Annotated in this window: 18 protein-coding genes; 11 read left to right on the top strand and 7 right to left on the bottom strand. The window is 61.4% G+C overall.

The features are described 5' to 3' along the window. From R1T45_RS09780 to R1T45_RS09745, 8 genes are all read left to right on the top strand, one after another. Positions 1-312 (top strand): hypothetical protein, encoded by a 312-nt coding sequence (locus R1T45_RS09780; RefSeq protein WP_317390701.1) that lies wholly within the window; start codon positions 1-3, stop codon positions 310-312. A gap of 284 nt (positions 313-596) precedes the next feature. Beyond that, positions 597-1475 carry a LysR family transcriptional regulator gene (locus tag R1T45_RS09775; RefSeq protein WP_067627078.1) on the top strand — a complete coding sequence of 293 codons (879 nt, stop codon included), beginning with the start codon at positions 597-599 and terminating at the stop codon, positions 1473-1475. Positions 1476-1660: 185 nt separating this feature from the next. After that, positions 1661-2329 carry a DUF4286 family protein gene (locus R1T45_RS09770; protein ID WP_067940074.1) on the top strand — a complete coding sequence of 223 codons (669 nt, stop codon included), beginning with the start codon at positions 1661-1663 and terminating at the stop codon, positions 2327-2329. 69 nt (positions 2330-2398) lie between these two features. After that, the gene (locus tag R1T45_RS09765; protein ID WP_120351599.1) at positions 2399-3358 is read left to right on the top strand and encodes a TRAP transporter substrate-binding protein; all 960 of its coding nucleotides are present in this window, start codon (positions 2399-2401) and stop codon (positions 3356-3358) included. A gap of 93 nt (positions 3359-3451) precedes the next feature. Continuing rightward, the gene (locus R1T45_RS09760) at positions 3452-3961 is read left to right on the top strand and encodes a TRAP transporter small permease (RefSeq protein ID WP_132444396.1); all 510 of its coding nucleotides are present in this window, start codon (positions 3452-3454) and stop codon (positions 3959-3961) included. Positions 3962-3963: 2 nt separating this feature from the next. After that, complete coding sequence (locus tag R1T45_RS09755) at positions 3964-5262, top strand: TRAP transporter large permease (protein WP_120351600.1); 1299 nt, start codon at positions 3964-3966, stop codon at positions 5260-5262. Between the two features lie 11 nt (positions 5263-5273). Then, entirely contained in the window at positions 5274-6479 is a 1206-nt protein-coding gene (locus R1T45_RS09750; RefSeq protein WP_317390700.1) for an amidase family protein, read from the top strand. Next, a complete protein-coding gene (locus tag R1T45_RS09745; RefSeq protein ID WP_317390699.1) occupies positions 6476-7330 on the top strand; it encodes a hypothetical protein in 855 nt (284 codons plus the stop codon). The genes R1T45_RS09750 and R1T45_RS09745 overlap by 4 nt, the downstream gene beginning before the upstream one ends. Before the next feature lie 185 nt (positions 7331-7515). On the opposite strand, the gene R1T45_RS09740 is transcribed toward R1T45_RS09745, so the two are convergent. From R1T45_RS09740 to R1T45_RS09715, 6 genes are all read right to left on the bottom strand, one after another. Next, on the bottom strand, positions 7516-9498 hold the full coding sequence (locus tag R1T45_RS09740) for a tyramine oxidase (RefSeq protein ID WP_317390698.1): 1983 nt from the start codon (positions 9496-9498) through the stop codon (positions 7516-7518). Between the two features lie 74 nt (positions 9499-9572). Then, positions 9573-10991 carry an aldehyde dehydrogenase family protein gene (locus tag R1T45_RS09735; RefSeq protein ID WP_317390697.1) on the bottom strand — a complete coding sequence of 473 codons (1419 nt, stop codon included), beginning with the start codon at positions 10989-10991 and terminating at the stop codon, positions 9573-9575. A 100-nt stretch (positions 10992-11091) separates the two neighbouring features. Continuing rightward, entirely contained in the window at positions 11092-12036 is a 945-nt protein-coding gene (locus R1T45_RS09730; protein ID WP_120351603.1) for a helix-turn-helix domain-containing protein, read from the bottom strand. Between the two features lie 241 nt (positions 12037-12277). Beyond that, the gene (locus R1T45_RS09725; RefSeq protein ID WP_317390696.1) at positions 12278-12601 is read right to left on the bottom strand and encodes an RcnB family protein; all 324 of its coding nucleotides are present in this window, start codon (positions 12599-12601) and stop codon (positions 12278-12280) included. Positions 12602-12765: 164 nt separating this feature from the next. Next, entirely contained in the window at positions 12766-15855 is a 3090-nt protein-coding gene (locus R1T45_RS09720; protein ID WP_317390695.1) for an efflux RND transporter permease subunit, read from the bottom strand. Then, on the bottom strand, positions 15852-16979 hold the full coding sequence (locus R1T45_RS09715) for an efflux RND transporter periplasmic adaptor subunit (RefSeq protein WP_067941158.1): 1128 nt from the start codon (positions 16977-16979) through the stop codon (positions 15852-15854). Before R1T45_RS09715 ends, R1T45_RS09720 begins: the two co-directional genes overlap by 4 nt. A 353-nt stretch (positions 16980-17332) precedes the next feature. On the opposite strand from R1T45_RS09715, the gene R1T45_RS09710 reads away from it, so the two are divergent. Then, positions 17333-17791, top strand: coding sequence for a MarR family winged helix-turn-helix transcriptional regulator (locus R1T45_RS09710; protein WP_165935555.1), 459 nt, complete (start codon positions 17333-17335; stop codon positions 17789-17791). Positions 17792-17810: 19 nt separating this feature from the next. After that, positions 17811-18947 carry a YHYH protein gene (locus R1T45_RS09705; RefSeq protein ID WP_317390694.1) on the top strand — a complete coding sequence of 379 codons (1137 nt, stop codon included), beginning with the start codon at positions 17811-17813 and terminating at the stop codon, positions 18945-18947. Between the two features lie 237 nt (positions 18948-19184). Here R1T45_RS09705 and R1T45_RS09700 read toward each other — a convergent pair whose 3' ends face one another. After that, on the bottom strand, positions 19185-19982 hold the full coding sequence (locus R1T45_RS09700; protein WP_317390693.1) for a helix-turn-helix transcriptional regulator: 798 nt from the start codon (positions 19980-19982) through the stop codon (positions 19185-19187). Positions 19983-20117: 135 nt separating this feature from the next. On the opposite strand from R1T45_RS09700, the gene R1T45_RS09695 reads away from it, so the two are divergent. Then, positions 20118-21191, top strand: coding sequence for an ABC transporter ATP-binding protein (locus R1T45_RS09695; RefSeq protein ID WP_317390692.1), 1074 nt, complete (start codon positions 20118-20120; stop codon positions 21189-21191). The last annotated feature ends 3 nt before the right edge of the window (positions 21192-21194 follow it).

Below are 21194 nucleotides of genomic sequence, written 5' to 3'. Positions count from 1 at the left end.
TTGCGCATTCTCCTGCCGCTGCTGGTCTGGCTGGCCAGTTTCAGCGCGATCTACGGGCTGCACGGCCTCGGCTGCGCCCTTGGCTGGCCGGAGGTCGCCTGGCTCGGCTTGTCACTTTTTCGCTGGGCGCTGCTGATAGCCTGGCTTGCCGCGATTGTGTTGCAACTGGTTCTATTGCTGACAGTGGGGAAATGGTCTTTTGGTCCGACCTCGGATTTCTACCGCAAGGTAAATCTTGCAACCGCCTTGTCCGGCTTGACCGCGACGGTCTGGACTTCTTTCCCCATAGTCGTGTCATCCACCTGCGGTTAGAGAGGGCCAACCAGCACGGGCCAACCCCGGCTCCGTTGGGCAAATCAGATAATGACCGAAGTGCCCCTTTTCCCGGACGAACTTAATGGGCTTCAGTGGGGCCATCCAGACGAAACACAATGTAGCCGTGCTGCCAACCATGCCGGACCGTTCGAACGTAGCGCTCGCTACAGGCGCTCCCCTAAGGCTTTCCGGGCCAAAAGCCCATTGAGAACAGGTGACTTTACCGCCAGCTTAACCTACCCTCGTTCTTCGCGACCGAAACATAAGAATAGAGGTTCTTGGTGAACACGCGCTTTTTAGAAACCTTCGTCACGGTCGCCAACTTGGGAAGCTTCCGGGCGGCAGCCGAGCAGTTGAATGTCAGCCAAGCGACGGTGTCCAGTCGGATTTCCTCACTTGAGACGGACCTTCAGGTGGACCTGTTTGACCGTGAATTCCACGCCACCCGGATCACGGTGGCCGGGGCGATGATCCTCGACAAGGCGCAAGAGATGCTCGCGACGGAGCGCAATTTGCGCAACACGCTCTCCGATCCCACCACCGCCGCGGGGCGGGTGCGTTTGGGGTTGGTGTCTTCGGTCGTTCATACTTGGCTTTGTGATCTGATCGAAGAGGTGGCGCGATGCTATCCCCGGCTGGAGCTTGAACTGACGGTCGAGCCCACGCCGAACATCGCCGCGGCCTTTGAACGCGGCGCGCTGGATATGTTGCTGACGACAGATGACCGCCACGACCAAACCTGCGTTTGCGCGGACTTGCCGCCGCTGGCCATGGGATGGTTCGGCCCGGAGGGGATGCGCGACGAGAAACTGTCCCTCGCCGATGTCGTTACCAGTCCGCTGATCACCTTTACCCGCAATTCACGCCCGCACGCCAATGTTCTTGCGCTTTTCAGCGATCGCGGCCTGCGGCCTTCGATCGTGCATTGCATCACCTCGATGGCTGCGATTGCGCGGTTGACGCAGCGCGGGCTGGGCATCGCGACCCTGCCGCTGGCCTGCGATTTGGCCGGGCCGGGAATCTATGAGCTTGATGTCGATGCGCAGCTGCCGCCGCTCCCCCTCTATTGCATCTGGCGGCGCAGTTCCGACGTAGCAACCTACAAGGCAATTGCCGATCTTGCGCGGGCCTGTGCGGAGCGTCATCAGCGGCAGACCTGACATGGCCTGAATTGGCCTGATCGGAAAACCCTATCACCCCCCCCTGAATAATCCCGTTTGTCGTTGGACCCCATCTCGGCAAGTGTGCCCCAACAACAATCGACAGAGCTTGACCGCACCTCGATGGAGACGGGCCGTGCCCCGCCACGTGACGGGAAAGCTTTGTCCAAGGATCAGGATGCAGAATGAGCAATATCCGTACAACCGATCAGGCACAGCTTTTCGTCTGGAGCGATATCGACCCCGATCATGAGGCTGACTTTAACCAGTGGTATGACCGGGAACATATGGAAGAGCGCGTTCGCATTCCGGGCTTCACCGGCGCGCGGCGCTATCGTGCGGTATCGGGCTCGGCACGGCGCTACCTCGCGCTTTACCGCGCCAGCAACCTTGCCGATTTCACCTCCGAAGCCTACCGCAAAGCCTTTACCAAGCAGACCCAATGGTCGATCACCAACTTCGGGCGCATGTCCAACACCCGCCGTCGGGTGATGCAGGTCGCGCAAGAGGGCGGCTTTGGCTGGGGCGGCGCGCTGGTGCTGATCGAACTGGTGCCAGATGCCATGGATCGCGACGCCGTCGCCGACGTGCTTGGTAAATTGATGGCCGAAGAGGGTGTGCTGCGGGTGCATCACATGATCCCCGACGAAACCCTTTCGACCCCGCTGCCGTCTGAAAACACCGAAGGGCGCGTTCTGGCGCCTTGCATCGCGGTGGATGTGACGTCAGAGCCGATCGCCGAAGCGACCCTGCGCCAGCTGACCGAAAAGCTGGGCGGCGCGGTGCGCGAGGCCGAAACCTTCCGCCTGATGTGGTCGCTGGACGCGCAAGACCTGCCCGCATTGGAAGACTGAGTGAACCACCCTGCCCTGCCAATACGGCAGGGCAAGAACAACAAACCACCCCAACAGGAGATACCACACATGAAACACCTTCTCATCGGAACCGCGATCGCGGCCCTGACAGCCGGTCTTGCCCATGCCGAAACGTGGAAAATGTCGGCCGATGCGCCCGACGGCAACTATCTGACCCAGAACATCCGCGCCTTCGCTGATGACGTGGCCCGCCTGTCGGATGGCGCGCTGGAAATCGACGTTGTGTCGAACTCGGTCCTGCTCAAGCGCCCCGAACTGAAGCGCGGCGTGCAGCGCGGCATCGTTCCCATCGGCGAAGTTCTGATCTCAGCGCTTGGCAACGAAGACGCGGTTTACTCTGCCGATGCCGTGCCGCTTTTGGCGACGACATTTGACGAGGCCCGCGCTCTTTGGGAAGCTTCCCGCCCGATCTACGAAGAAAAGCTGGCCGAAGATGGTCTGGTGCTGTTGTTTGCCGCCCCCTGGCCGCCGCAGGGCGTTTACATGAACCAGGAAGTCACCGACGCCGCCTCCTTCGAGGGTGTCAAGTTCCGCGCCTACAACCCCTCGACCGCGCGTCTGGCCGAGCTTTTGGGCGCCGTTCCCGCCACCATCGCCACTTCCGAGATCAGCCAAGCCTTCTCGACCGGGGTCATCAACGGCATGATCACCTCGCCCTCGACAGGTGTCGACAGCCAAGCATGGGACTTCGTGTCGCATTACTATGACGTTCAGGCCTTCCTGCCCAAGAACATGGTGATCGTGAACAAAGGCGCCTACGACGGCCTCTCTGACGAGGTGAAAACCGCGCTGCAAGAAGCGGCTGAACTGGCGGAAACCCGTGGCTTTGAAATGGCCGAGGAAGCCACTGGCGAAGCAACCAACACGATGGCCGACAATGGCATGAACGTCCTGCCGACCCCCGAAGGGCTGGCCAGCGACTTTGAAACCATCGCCGCGACGATGCGCGCGGAATGGCTGGAACAGGCTGGCGAAGAAGGTCAGAAAATCGTCGACGCGATGAACTGATCTCAGCAGGCCCGGGCAGTCGTTTGCCCGGGCCTTTTCTACTAGACCGGGGTATTCGCCCCCTCCCCGCCCCCTTATTCGGAGCCCGCCGCCATGATGCTGACCCGCCATCTCTTCAACTTTTGCGGAGCCTTGGCCGCGCTGTCCTTGCTGGGGATCGCGGTCTTGATCCTGTCGCAGATTGGCCTGCGCCTGATGGGAAGCCAAATCCCGTCAGCCGATGATTTCGCGGCATGGGGGCTGAGTGCGTCGATCTTCCTCGCCCTGCCGGCCACGCTGATACGGGGTGATCATATTCGCGTCACATCGTTGCGGCAGTTGATGCCGAAACGTCTGGGTCATATCGCCGATATTCTGGCGGCGGCCTTTGCCGCCGTGATGATGGGCTGGGTCGCTTGGGCGATCTTTGGCTATGTCCACGAAAGCTGGACCTACAATGAAGTCAGCCAAGGCGTGGTGGCCGTCCCGCTGTGGTGGCCGCAATCCGCGATGGTGCTGGGGTCGGTGCTGTTTGCACTGGCCTTTGCCGAGCGCACCCTGCGCCTGATCCTCGGGCTGCCAGTCGAGAGCGACGATACAAACGAACAAGGTCGGGGCGAATAATCATGGATATTTTTCTGCAATCGGCCGTTCTGGTCGTGACCTTGCTTGTGCTTTTGGGCTTGGGCATCTGGGTTGGCGTGGCGCTGATGGCCTCGGGCGTCGTGATCTTCTTGATGTTCACCTCTACGCCGGTCGATGCGATCCTCGGCACCACCATGTGGGCCCATTCCGCCAGCTGGACCTTGACGGCGCTGCCACTGTTCATCTGGATGGGCGAAATTCTTTACCGCACACGTCTGGCCGAAGACCTGTTTTCTGGTCTGGCCCCATGGGTCGGGCGGCTGCCCGGCGGCTTGGCGCATGTCAACGTCGTGGGCTGCGGTATCTTTGCGGCGGTCTCGGGGTCTTCGGCTGCCACCACCGCAACCGTTGGCCGCATTTCCCTGCCAGAGCTGAAATCGCGCGGCTATGCCGACCGGCTTGCCATCGGTTCCTTGGCTGGATCGGGCACGCTTGGCCTGTTGATCCCGCCGTCGATCGTGATGATCGTCTATGGCGTCGCGGCCCAAGTGTCCGTGAACCGCTTGTTCATAGCGGGCGTGGTGCCGGGGCTGATGCTCATGGCGCTGTTTTCGGGCTATATCGCGATCTGGGCTAAGATGAACCCCGATGGCGTGCCAGACCCCGAACCCCGCATGCCCTTGGGTGAGCGCCTGCGCCGCCTGCGCATGTTGCTGCCGGTGGTGGGCTTGATCATCGGGGTCATCGGCTCGATCTATGCCGGTGTGGCCACCGCAACCGAGGCCGCCGCCATCGGTGTGGCCGGGGCGCTGATCATCGCGGCTTTTGGCCGGTCGCTGAACGCCGAGACCTTCGTCGCCTCGCTTCTGGGGGCCACCCGCACCTCTGCGATGATCGGGCTGATCCTGCTTGGCGCGGCCTTTCTCACCTCCGCGATGAGCTTTTCGGGCTTGCCCGGGCAACTGGCCGAACTCATTTCCGCCAGCGGGCTGAGCGCTGCGGGTTTGATCGCCGTGCTGACCGTGTTCTTCGTGCTCCTTGGTTGTTTCCTCGACGGGATCTCCATCGTTGTGCTGACGACTTCGGTTGTGATGCCCGCCGTGGCTGCCGTGGGGATCGATCCGGTGTGGTTTGGGATTTATCTAATCATCGTCGTCGAAATGGCGCAGATCACGCCGCCGCTGGGGTTCAATCTGTTTGTGATCCAGAGCCTGACTGGTAAATCGATCTTTGAGATTACCCGCATGATCATCCCCTATTTCATGATCTTGGTGCTGGCCGTGATCCTGCTGACGGCATTCCCCGGCATCGCGACGTGGCTTGTGGAACAAACGATTTAAAGGCTGATTTGATGACACACACCCCTCAATCCCTCCTCGACGCGGCCCGCGCCCGCGCTGCCGCGCCCGATTTCACCCAGACCTTCGATGATCCGGTCGAAGGCGAAGGGCCACTGTCGGGGCTGAACGTGGCGGTCAAAGACCTGTTCGACGTGCGGGGCCAAGTCACCCAGGCGGGGTCGCTGGTCCGCAAAGGCACGTCGCCCGCCACCAAGGATGCCGCGGCGGTCGCGCGGCTGCGCAGCGCAGGCGCGGGGCTGATCGGCCACGCCAATATGACCGAATTTGCCTATTCCGGCCTCGGCCTGAACCCACATTACGGCACCCCCCTCACCCCCTTGAGAGAAGGCTGTATCGCGGGCGGCTCGACCTCGGGCGGTGCCTCTGCCGTGGCGCGCGGCGTGGCAGACATCGCGCTTGGGACAGACACTGGCGGCTCTGCGCGTATCCCGGCGGCCTTTTGCGGGCTCTTCGGGTTCAAGGCCACGGCACAGACGATCTCCCGCGCGGGGGCGGTGCCGCTTTCCCATTCGCTTGATAGTGTCGGCGTGCTGACCCGAGAAGTCGGCCTGCTGCGCCCGGTTTTGAACGTGCTACGCGACCAACCGCTCGCCGCGTCTGCCGCGCCGCGTGCCGTCATCGTGCCGGAAAATTTCGGCATGGACGAATTGGACCCCGAGGTTGCCCAAGCCTTCGAAGCCGCCCTCGAAGCGCTTCAGGCATCTGGCGTGAGCCTACGTCGACAAACGCTCGACTTCTTCGATGACTACCGCGCCCTGCCCGTCTGGCAGTTCTCGGCAGTGGAATCCCGCGCCCATCACGGGGCGCATTTCGACGACGCCCGCGCAGAGCTTGATCCGCGTGTGGCATCACGTATGGCGCGGGCGGATGGTGTCACCGGGATCGAGTTTGCCCGCACGATAGCCGCGCGGGAAGCTTTGATCGCACGGGCGGCGCATCTGTTTGGCGACACGCCGGTCGCCCTGCCGAGCGTGGCCATCATGCCGCCAAAGCTGGATGATCTGCGCGAGGATGCCACCTATGACCGCATCAATCTGCTGGCGCTGCGCAACACCAGCTTTGCGAATGTAATAGACGGCTGTTCGGTCAGCATGCCGAACACCAGCCACCCCGGCGCGGGGCTGATGCTGACCGCGTCTGCGGGACGGGATGCGATGTTGATCAATATGGCCGAAACATTGCAGGGCGCGCTTTGAGCGAAACGGCCAAGCGCCCCTCTGCCTATGTGGCCTTGGGCGCCCAGCGCTACCGTGTGACCCATGTCAGCGATCCCATGCTATCGGGTATTTCCGATGTCGCGGTCATAGGCGACAGGATCGTGGTCCTCAGACGGCAAGCGCCTGAATTGGTCATGCTCGGGCTGGACGGCACAATGTTGGACGAAACCGCTAATCTGCCGCAGTTCGTTTGCGGCCATGGCCTGCGCGCGACCTCCGCCAGCCAAGTCGCCGCCACGGACATGGATGGCCACAAGGTCGTGCTGCTTGATGACACCTTACAAGAAACCGCCCGTATGGACTGCGCAGAGCATCCCGGCTTGGGGCGGCCCTTCAATCATCCCTGCGATTGCACCCAAGGTCCGGACGGACGCTATTATGTCGCTGACGGATATGGCAACAGCGCCGTTCATATCTTTGCCCCGGCGCTGCGCCACCTCAAAACCTTTGGACATCCCGGGACCGAAGCGGGCGCGTTTTCGACCCCGCACTGCCTGTTGTTCGACAGCCAAGGCAGGCTCTGCGTGGCGGACCGCGAAAACAACCGCGTTCAGTTATTTGACCCCGAAGGCATCTGGCTGGGTCAGATCAAAGGCCTGCACAAACCAATGGCGCTGGCGTTGACATCCCAAGGCGTCTTACTGGTCACTGACCAAACCCCGCGCCTGTCGGCATTTGCCCCGAATGGTGAGCTGATTGGCCGCTGCCGTACTTTTTCAACCTATGGTCACGGATTGGCTGTGCAGGACGATGGCACCATCGTGATCGCCGAAATGAACCCAGATCGACTGACCCTGCTGATCCCCGTGCCCGATGCGAGGGTAGGTTGATATACCACACTAGGTTTTGCGCGGTAGGGTCTAGCGGCGGCTCTTCGGCGCTGCCCGCCGTATTGGCCATGACTTGGATGCCAGCGCTCTAGTAGAGCTGTTTCTGCGCAGGGAATAACTTCACCTTGCGGCTGAGAAAGGCGAGCGACCTTGTGCCTCTCGCCTCCCTCTTTTCTCAAGCGTCCTTATTCAGGATCGCGGATCGTGATCGCCGGGTTCATCGGGAAGAAGTTATGCGGCATGATATGCACGGTCTTCCATTCGGTCGACATCACAGGCCAATCCTCGGTGCGGGGCACATGGTGGAAGCCTGCCGTGAACCACGTCACGATGTCCTGATCCTGTAATGGCGCGTCTTCTTTGACCCATTGCGCCAGCGTGTCTGAGCCGTCGCTTTGCAAAGCAAACTTACCGCCCGCATATCGTTCCTCAGGATCATGCACCGTGTTCCAAACCGAATTCTCGATATAGGCGTTGCGGATCATCGGGGGGTCGTTCTCAAAGTCGAAAGGCCCATAGGCGACGCTGCCGTGGTGGATCATGTAGCCCGGCTTGTGCCCCAACGGGCCTTTGCGGTCGGGGTTTTGCAGCATGAAGTAGCGCGGTTTGAACGAAGACACCTGATAGGTCGCCTCGGCCTCGGATCTGGGCATGTTGTGCTCAACCTTCCACAAGGACCTGCGCGGGCTGTCCTCGGCCACTTCGGCGGGGACGATGTCCATCGTCATGAAGCGGTTGCTGGGCTGGTCGATGTCGAAGTCGAGCCGGAAGTTAAAGTAGTGGTCATGGTTCGCCGCTACCAGATTGGGCGCGATCAGCGTGCCATACTCCGTTTCTCGCGCTGCCGAAGGATCATCCATCGACGTCGCATCGGCACCTTTCACACCATCGAGACCCGTGGCACCGATCTTGATCTCCATCTGGCCGTTCTGCTTGAAACGGTAGTCGATCAGATAGTCGTAATTGCCAACCTCTGACGCCGTACGCACGACCAGTTCCGTCTCGGGCCGACCTTCGGCGGGGGTGTATTGGTCGGGGCCTTGGGCAAATACCTCAAAGTGTCGCCAAGCCGGATCACCGATGTTGCGCTCAAAGATGCAGACCGCGTCGGGGATCTCCAGCGGCTGGCCATCGTCACCCGCGATCATTGCTGGCAGGAAGGTCGCGTAAGAGGGGCAGTCGATCCCGGCCACCAGCGGGGTCAGGAACAGGCCAAAGCCGTACTCCCCACTGTCCATATAGGTCCGCCAATAGAGCCCAGCGCTTGGGTCCATATAGGGCACAAAAACTTCGGACAGATGCGCTTGATAGAGCAGCGTGCGCCACTCCTCGCCATCCTTCACGTCGATGTTCGACAGCACCGGACCGGGGCGTTTGTCGACCCGCAGGCGCATGCGCCACATATCCCATTCCAGCGCGCCATTGGCATAGGTGAAGTTCGGCCCGCCCTCTTGGGTCAGCACGGCGGGATTGGTCGCGGCGCGTTGTGGGGTCCGGGCCTCAATCTCCTCGCCGGTGTAGCCCCAGCCGTCCTCGGGGATCGCTACGTTGCCTTCGTCGATCACACGCAGCGCCTTGCCGCTTTGCAGATCGACCACAGCATAGATGTTCTCAATCGGCTTGGCATAGAAATTCGACCCTTCGGGCGAAACATAGCAAGGCACTTTCATCAAGCGCGTGCCGTCGTCTTCGTCAGAGAAGAAGTTGCCCGCAGTGAGCGGCAGGCAGAACACCTGATCCGGCGTCAGCCCGCGTTTCTCCAGCCCCGCGATCATGTCGGGATGCTCTAGTGCGGCGGTCATAGCATTGGCGAACTCGTTGAAAAGGATCATCGGCTGGCCTTCGGTGGGGGCGCTGCTTTCGATCTCTCCAGTGGTCAGGTTTACGATGGTTTCAACAAAACCGCTGTTGTCGGCGTTGGACATATGCACCATCGCGCGGCGGTCGAGCGTGTCGCCCTCGCTCCATGCCAGCACATCAGCCTTGGGCGGCTCGATCAACTCGATCAGCGGATAGAGCGTGTCATCCCCGGCCAGATCGCCTGCGCGCAGGATTTCATTGATCTTTTGGTATTCCTCACCGGAAAAACCATCAAGCGGGTGCGCAAATGACGCCCCGCTGGTCAGGGCAAAGGCCGCGGCCCCGCCAAGTAGAATTTTACGTAACATGCTGTCTCCCTTCATGTTTTTCTTGAAGGTGCCCGCCATAGCGGACACCGAATGATCGCCCTCGCCTCCCAGCGTCAGGCGAAAATTACCTGAATGTCGGTGTATTCTTTCAGCCCTTCTTCGCCGAACTCGACGCCGAAGCCTGACTTCTTGACGCCCCCGAAGGGCGCGTTGGGTTGGATCATGCCATGGCTGTTGATCCAGACCGAGCCGCATTCCATCCGTTTCCCCACCTCCTTGGCCGCCGATTTATCCGACGACCAGACAGACCCACCAAGGCCCACGTCCAGCGCATTGGCCTGCGCCAGCGCATCGTCCAGATCACTATAGCGAATGATCGGCAGCGCGGGGCCGAATTGCTCTTCGTAGACCAGCGGATCGTCGGCGCTCATCCCGGCTATGATCGTCGGCGGATAGAACAGCCCCTCGCCCGGCTCTCCGCCAAGCAGCACCTGCCCGCGCTCTTTGGCCTGCGCCACCAAACGCGAGAGTTTGTCGAATTGCATTTGGTTCTGCACGGGGCCAAGAACGCTGTCCTCCTGCGTGCCTTCGCCCACTTTGATGTTACGTGCATAGGCGACCAACGCGTCGCAGACTGCGTCGTGGATATCGTCGTGGACATAAAGCCGCTTCATCGCGGCGCAGGTCTGACCGTTGTTGATGAACGCCCCCCAGAAAAGCCCTTCGGCAATCGCCTGTGGATCGGCATCGGGCAGGACGATGCCCGCGTCATTGCCGCCCATCTCAAGGGTCAGACGCTTCATCGTCTCGGCGCTGGATTGCATGACCTTCTGGCCGGTGCCGCAAGAGCCGGTGAAGACGATCTTGGCGATATCCTCATGCGCGGACATGGCCGCGCCCATGTTAAATGCACCATCGGCGGCGCTCACTGAATTAACCACGCCTGCTGGCAGTATTTCGTTCATCAACTCAATCATGCGCAGTGACGCGAGCGGTGTCATCGGGGACGGTTTGCTGACCACCGTATTGCCACTGCGCAGCGCGGGCAGGATGTGCCAGACCGCGATCAGCACGGGGAAGTTCCAAGGGGTGATCGACCCCACCACGCCCAGCGGCTTGCGGTACATCTCGACCCGGCCTTCGGGTGTGTCTTGCAGCACTTCCATCGGCAGCGACAGGCTCGCGGTATAGCGCGCCCAAGCGACCGCGCCGCCCAACTCCCATTGCGAACCGATGCCACCCAAGGGTTTGCCCTGTTCTGCAGTAATCAACTGCGCCAATTCCTCAGCATGCTCCTCGAGCGTGTCAGCCACGGCATTGCAGGCGGCGGCGCGCTCTTCGTCAGAGGTAGCGGACCAGCTTGGGAATGCCGCCTTCGCCGCAGCAACCGCCCGGTCTAATTCTGCCTGACCGGCATCCGGCGCCGTGCCTGCTTGGCCGCCCGTGCCGGGATTGGCCACGGGGAAACGCGCGCCCGTTTCAACCCGCGTACCGCCCGCGATCAGGCCGATGCTATCGATGGTGTCTTTCATGATGTCCTCCGTCATCCCGTTCCGGCACCGTGCCGAAACGCCTCCTCGGGTAAGAGGTTAGGCGCGGATCGGATGGGCATCTTGGGATAACGCGACAGCGCTATTGGACGATCGCGCCACCGTTGCGGACTTCTGCGACAACGGCACCGGGGGTCATGCCGTAACGCTGCCGGAACGCACGGTAGAAATGCGACAGATCGTTAAAGCCGCAGCCATAGGCGCAGTCGGTGACAGAGACCTCTTTGCCCCCGCGGCGAGAGAGTTCGGCGTGCGCTTGGGTCAAACGCAGGTGCAGCAGACGTTGACCCGGCGTTTCGCCCAAGGGTTCGAAATAGCGTTGCAGGCTGCGCAGCGATACGCCCAAATGCAGCGCCAAAGCGCTCGGCCCGAACTGAGGGTCGCGGTAGTGGCGGGTCATGAGTTGCAAAGCGCGCTCCATGACCTGCCCGCGTGCATCCAAGGTCTGGCTGCGCCGCTCGTGGAAATAGGCCCCCATCAGCCCATAGAACGCCTCGCTTAACTGTAACCCTGCCTCGGGCGGGCAGTGCAACATCTTGTAGAGCACTGCCCGCAGCGCCAGCCACAGCGGATCATTGCGGTCAATCGCCACACCGCCATCACAGATAGCGCCGAACCTGCCGATCATCTCATCCCGCGGAAGATGCACTGAAATTTGATGCGCCAACTGCCCGTCATAAACAAATTTCGATGGGCGCGTCGCGTCGACGATGAACATGTCACCGGGCCGCAAGAGGGTGGATGCGCCGCTTTGATGCACCACGCATTCGCCGACATCCTGTACCAGCATAAAGAAATATTCGCCCGGATCGCGCCGAATGCAGGTCTGGGTCCGGGCTGCTTCCTGAGCGTCGAGCGAGACCAGTGCGGCCTCAAAGCCGCCCATCCCCCGCTTGCGCGCCCGACCATGAGATGGCCCATCGCGGCGCGCGGGTTCCACCTCGAACGCACCGCAGATTTGCAGAATATCGTCGCGTAGCACTTCGATGGGCGTGGACCTTGTCGAGATTCGGCTCAGTGCTTTCACGATCCCATGCCCCCTAGAAACCGGCGTGTTGGTGCCTCTCGAAAAACGCTAACCCATCCGTTTGCATGCATCAAGCGCGGCAAAGCTCAGGTCCGTCGACGGTGGGCGGGACCTGAGCAACCGTTCTGGTGCCATCCTTCCGGCGGTTCTTGCAGGCCGCCGCGCCGGGAAATGTTTGACCCGCGTTCCGGCCTAACACCGGCCCTCAATCGCGGATCAACCCCTGCCCGGAGGGCGCATCTCAGTTTACGAGGGCCTTGACCAACAACGTCGCTGCGGCCGCAAGGTAAATATCATTGCCATCGACGACATAGACTTCATTCCGGCCCGGGCGCGAAAGGCCGCGGGCGCGCCAGTTCTTGACGACGACGACATCCTGCTTGCGGAGACGCTGGCCAACCGCATGCCGATGGCGCTGCTGTTTCACCACCTTCACCTTGGCGCCGCGATCAACACGGCTGTGTTGAGCCTCCGCTCTGTCGGCCATTGCCGTCATCGGCACGAAAGCCACTGTGGTGGCTGCCAATAGCACGACAGTCGCGCATTTTTTCACCCGGTTTTGCATTGGGTCTCTCCTCTTTGCTTACGTCATATTTAACGTCTGCCAGAGAGATTCCCGTCGCTGGCGTGGGGCAGTTTTTCGCCGTCAGCTATGCAAGAGCCGTGGACCTTGTAGCCGCTCCCAGCCTTTGCGCAGGGGAGAGCATCCGATACGCAAAGGCCGTCGCGCTACACGCTTGCGGTCGCCTCCACCTCGGCTTTCAATCTATGCGCAGACCCTCCGGGGGTTGCGCCCCAGACCGTGATCCAGCGGTAGAAAATCGGCGTGAGAAACAAGGTGAACACGGTGGCAAAGCCCAAACCGCCGACGATCACCCAGCCCACGGCGATCCGGGCCTCCGCGCCCGCGCCAGAGGTCACGATCAGCGGCAGGCCCCCGAAAACAGTCGACACCATCGTCATCATCACGGGCCGGATGCGCAGGCGCAGCGCGCTTCGGATGGCGCTGTCGATGTCTTCGCCTGCTTCGCGCAGCTGATTGGCAAATTCGACGATCAGAATACCGTTCTTGGCCATGACCCCGATCAGCATCACAAGGCCGATCTGGCTGTAGTAGTTCAGCGATCCGCCCGTCATCGATATCGCCAGCAATGCGGCAGCCATCCCGAAGGGCACTGTCATCATGATCACCACCGCACTGGCAAAGCTCTCGAACTGGGCGGCCAGCACCAGAAGCACCACGATCAGCGCGACGCCGAAAACCATGTAGATACCGCTTTGGGAGCCGTCGAGCGTCGCGGCCTCTCCGGTGAAGGTGATGCCCATCCCATCGGGCAAAACCTCTTCGGAAAGTGTCAGCACCCGGTCCATCGCGGTGGACAGATCGACACCTTCGCCAAGGTTCGCCTGCATTGCGACGGACAGCGCTCCGCCCAAACGCTCGATCTGCGCGTCGCTTACCACCGTCTCGAGCGAGGCAACCGCGGACAGCGGTACATAGGCGCCACTGTCGAGGCGGATGGACATGGAGGCGATGTCAGACGGATCGTCAATCGGCGGGCCACCGGGGACGACGTTCACATCCACTTCGACATCATCCGAAAAGACGCTGACTGCCACATCGCCCTGAACCATGGCGCGCACGAGGGAGGAGACATCGGAACTGTTGAGCCCCATATCGCCAGCGGCGCTGTCGTCTACCGTGACTTCCAATTGCGCGGTCACGCTGTTGTTGGACAGTTGCGGGTTCAGAAAAGTCGCGTCCTGGGCCATCGCCGCCGTGAGCCTGTCGGCGGCTTCGGTCATTTCAGCCAGATTGGTGCCGGTCACCGCGAAACTCAGCCCGCCACCCGCGCCACGAATGTTAAGGCTGTTGGTCGACCGTGCGCTCACCTGCACGCCGGGGACCGCAGACAACTGGCCACTGATCTGCGCGATCAACTCCTGCTGGGCAAAGTCACGCTCGACCCAATCCGGCAGGCGGACGACGATGAACGCACTGGTGCCGCCGCCGACGCCAATAATGCTTTGCACGGTCTCGATCTGCCCGCTCTCTCGATACGGGGCGAGGATGTCCTCGACCATCGAGACCTGCGTATCGAGGTAATCAATCGTCGTGTCCGATGCACCGCGCGCCTGTACGAGAAAGAAGCCACGATCCTCCTCCGGCGTGACGGTGGAAGGCAAGGTCATCGCGGCCCCCATGGCGATCATGGCAAAGCCTATGGCGATCGACAGAACCAGCAGCGGCGTGCGGATGGCGAAATCCATCACCCGGTCAAAGCCGCGCGCCAATGCGCCCGGCGTGGCGGCTTCTGCGTCGCCCAAGGTTTTGCCCGGGTCCAAGAGAGCCGACAGGACGGGCGCAAGGGTGAGCGCCGTGATCGACGACAGGGTAACGGCAAAGGCCAGCACGAAGCCGAATTCAGAAAAGACGCCCCCCGCCTGCCCCGGCAGGAAGGAAATCGGAATGAAAACGGCGGCAAGCGTGGCGGTGGTGGAGATCACGGCGAAGAATACCTCGTTCGTGCCCGAGGCCGCGGCGGCAAAAGCCCCCATGCCGGACTTGCGCTTGCGCACGATATTCTCGACCACGACGATGGCATCATCGACAACCATCCCCGTCGCCAATACCAGCGCCAGAAGGCTGATCGTGTTGACCGAAAACCCCGTAAGCCAGATCGCGGCAAGCGTCCCGATCAAAGCCACGGGGATCGTAACCGCGGGGATCAGCGTGGCCCGTGGGGAGCGCAGGAACAGAAAGATCACGACCACCACGATGCCGGTCGCCATGAGGATGGATTTGACGACCTCGTTGATCGACCCTTCGATGAAGATACCGTCGTTCGAGGTGACCAACAGTTGCACGCCTTCGGGAAGTTGCGCCTGCAATTCCTCGACTGCGGTGCCCACATCGCGCGAAATTTCCAGCGTGTTGCCAACCGATTGCCGGGTGATATCAAGGCCGATGGCCGTCTCACCATTCACGCGGGTATAGACGTTCGCGTCTTCGGGCGCCAGTTGCACAAAGGCGATATCCGCGACTTGGGTCGTGTCATTGATCGGCAATTGGTTGATGGTCTCGACGGTGACATCCTTGCTGCCCACCCTGAGCGAGAGGGTCTGCGTTTCGCTGGAAAGCGAGCCCAGTGCGGTGTCGTCGCGCAGCTGCGCGAGTGCTGTGGAGACATCAAAGATGGTCAACCCCCGGCTCAGCAAAGACGGCATGCTCACCGCCACGCGGAACTCATTGGCACGGTCACCGCGCAGGGTCACCTCGGCAATGCCATCGATCAGGGAAAGCCGTTCATAGACAGCCCCTTCCGCCAGTTGGGTCAGCGTGTCGAGGCTGGCATCGCCAAGCAGCGCAAGGCGAATGATCGCATCCGCATTGCTGTCGCTTTTGCTGACGCTGGGGTCTTCGATATCGTCGGGCAAGGACCGCAAGGCGCCCGATACGATCTCGCGCGCCTCATTGGCAGCAACGTTGACATCGGTGCCATCCGAGAGATCAATGGTGATCCGGCTCGACCCCATGCTTGACGTGGATTCGATATAGGACATGCCATCAAGCGCGCTGAGCGCGTCTTCGAGGACTTGTGTCACTTCGGTGTCTACCATGCTTGGCACCGCACCTTCGTAGTCGGTTCTGACAGAAAGCACGGGCTGGTCCACATCTGGCATCTCGCGGATGTCGACACTGGTATAGGCCGCCAGCCCGGCGATGATGATCAGCAGGTTCAGCACGATCCCGAAGATGGGCCGCGCCACGAAAATATCCGCGAGACCAGCTTTATGCGCTCTCTTCTCGAAACTCATGCGTCTGGCCCCCCGCGCGCGCCAGCGGCGGTAACCTGCGCGCCTTCACGCAGCTTCGCCGCGCCCTCGGCCACGATCTGCGCGCCCAAGGGGGCTTCGGTTTCGACCCAGACCTGGTCGCCCTCGCGGTAGCGGATGGTGACAGGGACACGGGCGGTGCTGCCCTCATCGGCGACCCAGATGCCCGCGCCGCTTCGATCCCATGTGATGGCGGTGGCAGGCACCACGGGCAGCGGGTCGGTCTCTTCGGTCATGCGGATGGCAAAGGTCATGCCGGCAAGCAGCAGCCCCTCGGGGTTCTCGATCTCGGCCTCTACCGTCGCACTGCGGGTCACGCTGTCGAGACGGCTGTCAAAAGCGGTGATCGTCCCCTCGAAAATGCGCCCCGCATAGGTGGGCGTGGAGACGAGAACCGGTTTGCCCTCGGCCAAAAGACCGATGGAGCGTTCTGGCACTTCGAATGTGGCAAGCAGGCGGGTGGTGTCGTCGATGGTCACGATGGCCTCCCCGCTCGACAAGCGATCGCCCAGACTAATATCGCTCAGCCCCAAACGGCCAGAGATCGGCGCTTTGATCGTGCGGTCATCCAACGCCACTTGGGCCAGCCCCACATTGGCTTCGGCCAAGCGCAAGGCGACCCGCGCTTCGGAAAGGCTTACGTCGGTGACCACGGAACTGCCGTTGCTGCGCAGCCCCTCATAGCGGGTAACGGTGTCCTGCGCCTGATCGCGGTTGGCCTCGGCGATTTCTAGCGCCAGCCGTTCGGTGCGGTCGTCCAGTTTCAGCAAGACATCGCCCTTTTCCACCATCGTATTGGCGGCAAGCGCGGTTTCGACCACCTCGCCCGCATCGGTTGCGGTCACTTCCGTCTGGCGAAGGGACACCGCGCTGCCCACCGTGCGCAGGACGAGCGTATATGCGCGCGCCTCCAGCGGCGTCAGCACAACGGTTGTCGCCCGTCCTTGCCCGCCGCGCCGCCCGGGCCGCGCGTTCTGAGGCGCATCATCCGTCTGGGTGACACTGCCGCCCCAAAGCTGCGCAACCTCATCGGGCACGCCGAATGCGATGCCATATGCGCCTGCAATGATGACGATGGAGACGACGGCGTAGATTAATCTTTTCAAAGTCTTCAGGCTCCTGAAAGGCGCTGTGGGGGAAAGTTTCATGGCCTTGCCAAACCGCCCCCCATGTCAGAACAACCCGGCCTCGAACGAAGGCGTGGCTGAGCGATTTAAACAGTGGCGAGCGGTGCGAAATTGGGTGTTGGAAAGGTCCCTGCGATACATGTGCTTCTTCTCAAACGGCGGACGAAGAATATTCCGTCGCAAAAATATTGCCGTTCCGATGAAAAATGTCGGTTCCCCTCGACCCGTGGGCCAAACTCCCCATGCGCGGCATTCACGTCAGCTGCTCCTATCTTCGACTCGGCCATGCCCGATCTTGCCTTTCGCCGTTAATTAGCCTACTAACTGTTAGTATGCAGTTCGACCCCGTCAAATTACACTATCTGCTTCATGCAGCCACTCTGGTGGAGGAAAAGCTGCGCCACCGGCTTTCCGAAATCGGCATATCGCCCCGTCAGGCCCGCGTGATCGACGCACTTGCCCGAATGGGCGCCGTTTCGCAAATCACCCTCGCCCGTGAGTTCGCCATCACCCCCGCCAGCATGAGCACCATGACCGGGCGGCTGATCGCGGCAGACATCATCACCCGCAAAGTCGATCCGACCGAAGTGCGCAGCAATATCGTGGAACTGACACCGCGCGGGCGCGCGTTGCTGGCAGATGTCCATGCCGCATGGCGCGATATCGACACGCTGATCGCTGAGACACTGGGCGCGGAGGATGCCGCCGCGCACGCCACGCTCAATCGCCGCCTCCGAGACCGCCTCGGCGGCAAGGTGCCCGGCTTGGCGTCCGACAACACTCACAAGTAACGAGACAGGAGACCCTGCGATGAGATTTCTACGTTCCTGCGCAATCTGCGCAGTTTTCACACCGGCAGCCGCGTTTGCGCACCCCGACGCGCATTCGGTGGCGGATGCCGCGCTGGTCAGCCCCGCCGAGATCGTGGATTGCACGCTCGAGACCGGAGAGACTGCACAATGCGCGCGCTATGTGGTGAAATATCTGCCCGACGACCTTGAGATCGGTCCGTTCTGTCCGGCGACCTTGGAGGACAAGGGCGGCATTTGGCACTGGGACGGCGATGAGGCGGGGCTCTACCGGATTGACGGCGATTTCCTGCGGATGCTGGACGCGCAGGGCTACACCTTCTTCAACGCAGACGGAGAGGTCTATTCTTTCGACATTCGCATCGAAGGGCCGACCGAGGCGCATGAGTGCATCCAAGGTTCGGTCGATCCCGATGTCGAGATGACGGTCCTCATTCCGACGAACCCGGTGATGGCGGATGAGCCGACCAGCCTTGGCACTGTTGCAAAGGTCGGCATCGGGTTGGACGGCGTCCCGATCTTCGCCGACGCCCCTTCGGTGCTGGAAACCGGGCATATGCCCGCGCTCGATACCTGCGGCGGCCATGTCGACCCGGGCGGCTGGTACCACTGGCATGCGACCGCTACGGATGTGAACGCGATCTATGACTCCGAAGGTGTCGATGCGGAATGTGTGAACGTCGCTCAGGATCAGACGGCACAGTTTGGCTATGGCTTTGACGGGTTCGCGATGTTTGGCCCGCTGAACCACGACGGTTCCCTTCCCGATGATCTGGATGACTGCGGCGGCCATGTCGGCCTGACCGAAACGGACGGAGAGGCCGAGTATCACTATCACGCGGGCAGCACCTTTCCGAACCTGCCTGCCTGTCTGGCAGGCGTGGTCGCGCAGGACAACTTCGCGACCAATGCGGCAAACGGCATCGGGTCTGCGAATGCTGGCGGTGGTCCCGGCGGGCCGGGCGGAGGCCCAGACTTTGACGCGGTTGCCGAGACCCTCAACGTGGATGCCGAAACCCTGCGACAGGCCATGGAAGACGCAGGCGGGCGTGGCGCCGATCTGGCCAAGGTCGCAGAGGCTTTGGGGGTCGATGAAGACGCCCTGCGCGCAGCCATGCCCGCGCCTCCGCAACGGTGATGGAAGGCAGGGTCTGAGCTATCAACCCAGACCTTGCGTGTCTCGCCCTTCCCCCGCTCGGGGCGGTGGCGGACAGGTGAGGGCTGGTCAGTCGGCCTAGCAGATGTGGAACGCCCGCCCTCCGGGGTCACTGGTTGCGCATCCGCGCTTTGAATTCTGATACGTCAAAGTATCACCATCGCCGCTCAACCCACGCATTTCGAATGCCCCGCCCAGAGCCATCGGCTCGAAGACCAACTACAACAGATGCTTGAACACGCCGAAGAGTTCGCGCTGTGTTGAGATGACGAGCTTGCGGTAAAGGTTCCGACGATGGACCTTGCAGGTTTCCGTCGCGATATCGAGCAGTTTCGCGGCGGAGGCATTCGAATGGCCCTGCAGCACCAACCCCGCGATCTGCGCCTCCCGCAGGGTTAGACCGATGCTCAGGCGATCCGCAGCATGGCTTCTGATGGCATCGGACAGCGGGGGGCGGGCCGTTCCGGGCTGGTCGACGGGGGCCGGGGCCACGGCATTGCAATGCTGCGCCAGAAGCTCCAGCAACAAGGGCGCATAGCTTTCCACGCTGCGAAGCTCACTGCGCCGAAATGGCCCCTGCCCATCCCGCCTGCTCAGCGACAGATGCGCAACGCCGCCATCCTGTAGTGGGATGAGCAGACCAACCTCGTCACAAAGCCCGGTGCCCCGGTAATATTGCAGATAATATTCGCTGGAAAAGAAACGGTCCGGCGCGATGTCGGCCAAACGAAACAGCCCGCCCTCCTTCGGCAGGCTGCGATACAGATAGAAGGGGTCAAAGGCATAGCTGCTCTCCATATAGTCTTCGAGAGGTCGCCCGATCAATTTGCCCGGCTCGATCCAGTGATCCAGCAGTAAGGGCGGTTGGTCCGCATCAAAGCGCAACATCAAGAAGGTGCCGAAGGCGATGCGGGTGCTGAAAAAGGTCTTATAGGCCTCGAAAAAAGCCGGGCTGCCGACGGCCCGAAGCGCATCGCGCAATTGCTCAATCGCCAAATTTGTCAGCCTATCGCCCAAAGATACTCCAAAATCTGATCAAAATTTCAAGAACACTACCCCACAAGGGGTATATTCACCAATTACTATTGGCGCAATCATGCAGGGCAAGCTTTGCTCAAAACCAAGAACCGAATTGGGCGATCAGGGGGAAAGATGACCAAGGCAATCACCGCACAGGCGCTGCGCAAAGTGTATCCCGGCAACCCGCCGGTCGAAGCGCTCGCGAGTATCGACCTCGAAATTCAGGACAACGAATTCTTCACGCTGCTGGGCCCTTCGGGCTGTGGCAAGACGACCTTGCTGCGACTGATCGCGGGGTTTGAGCATCCCACATCCGGCAGGCTGGACATGTTCGGCGAAAGCCTGCTCGCGCTGCCCCCCTACAAACGCCCCATCAATACCGTCTTTCAAAACTACGCCCTGTTTCCTCATATGACCGTGGCCGAGAACATCGGCTTTGGCTTGCAAATGCTCGGCACGCCCAAATCTGCGATCAACTCGACCGTCGAAGAGATGATGGAACTTGTGCAGATGACCCAGATGGCGGATCGGCAGACCAGCCAGATCTCCGGCGGGCAACAGCAGCGCGTCGCCCTCGCCCGCGCTCTGGCGCCACGGCCCAAAATCCTGCTGCTGGACGAACCGCTGAGCGCCTTGGACTTCAAACTGCGCAAGAAAATGCAACTGGAGCTAAAACGGCTTCAGACCGAAACCGGCATCACCTTTATCTTCGTGACCCACGACCAGGAAGAGGCGCTGACCATGTCGGATCGCATCGCGGTCATGTCCAACGGCGCGGTGCGTCAGGTCGGACGCCCACGCGAGATTTACGACCGTCCTGCAGACCGGTTCGTGGCGGATTTCATTGGCGATACCAACTTCTTACCGGCTGAAATCATTGGCCGCGAGGGGGAGAGCGCTCAGTTGCGTCTGCCTTCAGGCAAGCTTGTGCAGGCCCATGCGAATGAAGCCCCCACGGGCCGGGTCACGCTGGCCCTGCGACCGGAACATGCGGAATTGACCTCCGAAGCCGATGGCCTCTTGGCCGGGAGCCTGCGCGAGGTGGTCTATTTCGGGACCGATACGCATTTTCACGTCGGCCTCGACGATGGCAGCGAATTTGTACTGCGCCAGCAAAATGGCCCCACGGTCACGCATTCCTATGTGACGGGCGATCGGGTTGGGGTGTCCTTCCCCGCCGGTGCCGCTCAGGTTCTGAGGGACTGACCC

This window comes from Sulfitobacter sp. LC.270.F.C4, assembly GCF_032922545.1.
In the GTDB taxonomy this organism is placed as follows: domain Bacteria; phylum Pseudomonadota; class Alphaproteobacteria; order Rhodobacterales; family Rhodobacteraceae; genus Sulfitobacter; species Sulfitobacter profundi.
Note: the sequence above shows the minus strand (reverse complement) of the source record. Positions and strands in the feature narration are given on the sequence as shown.